This is a genomic window from Idiomarina sp. UBA4206, assembly GCF_002383015.1.
Lineage (GTDB): Bacteria > Pseudomonadota > Gammaproteobacteria > Enterobacterales > Alteromonadaceae > Idiomarina > Idiomarina abyssalis.
The window spans coordinates 22211-23282 of record NZ_DFTS01000059.1 but is presented as its reverse complement, the minus strand read 5'-3'; the positions used below and the strand labels follow the sequence as shown (position 1 = coordinate 23282).

The window sequence follows — 1072 nt, the reverse complement described above, 5'->3', positions numbered from 1 at the left end:
CCTCGAATAATACCAGTAGACAGCGAACACAATGCTATTTTCCAGTGCTTACCCCAGGCTGCCCAGCAGTTGGTTGGCACTATGTCTTTAGCAGAGCATGGTATTCAGCATCTGTTATTAACTGGCTCCGGTGGCCCGTTTCGGGATATACCACTTGAAGAGCTATCGAAACAAACTCCAGGGGCGGCATGTAACCATCCCAACTGGTCTATGGGACGAAAGATATCTGTCGATTCGGCCACTATGCTTAATAAAGGACTGGAATATATTGAAGCCCGCTGGTTATTCAATTGCTCACGTGAACAGTTGAAAGTGGTGATTCACCCTCAAAGTGTTATCCATTCTATGGTCCAGTACACCGATGGCTCGGTTCTGGCGCAAATGGGGGAGCCTGATATGCGCACCCCAATTGCCCATTCACTGGGGTATCCTGAGCGATTAGAAAGCGGTGTATCCAATCTGGATTTTACTCAAATTGGACAGTTAACGTTTAAACAGCCCGAGTCAGCTCGCTATCCCTGTCTGCAGCTTGCAATAGAAGCGTGTTGGGCAGGGCAGTGGGCAACGACAGCCTTAAATGCTGCCAATGAAATAGCCGTTGATGCGTTTTTGCAGGAACAGGTGGGCTTTACCGATATCGCTAAAGTCTGTGATTCCGTATTACAGTCGGTAACAACTCATGAGGCTGATAGCATCGAGACGCTATTAGCTATCGATAAAAAAGCGCGTTTAGCAGCTAAACAATGGTTGCAGGAGTACGCACAGTGATAGACGCAATTTGGTATTTCTTTTCGTTTGTTGTCACATTGGGAATTTTGGTTGCGTTTCACGAGTTCGGGCATTTTTGGGTTGCTCGACGCTGTGGCGTTAAGGTAATAACCTTTTCTGTTGGTTTTGGTCGCGCTATTTGGAAGCGTACCGGAAAAGACGGTACGGTCTATCAACTAGGTGTTATCCCTCTTGGCGGTTATGTTCGAATGCTGGATGAACGCATTGATGATGTTACCGAAGAAGAGCGAGATGTAAGCTTTAATGCACAGTCGGTTTATAAACGTTTTGCCATAGTAGCGGC

The 1072-nt window shown here is 46.8% G+C and carries 2 protein-coding genes; both read left to right on the top strand.

Features of this window, described 5'->3' with window-relative positions; genetic code table 11:
• Window positions 1-768, top strand: a 768-nt coding sequence (dxr, locus tag B3180_RS12065; RefSeq protein WP_286844799.1) for a 1-deoxy-D-xylulose-5-phosphate reductoisomerase, incomplete at its 5' end; no start/stop codon positions are given.
• The coding region (locus B3180_RS12060) for a site-2 protease family protein (protein ID WP_286844797.1) at window positions 765-1072 on the top strand (308 nt) is incomplete at its 3' end. The genes dxr and B3180_RS12060, both read left to right, overlap by 4 nt.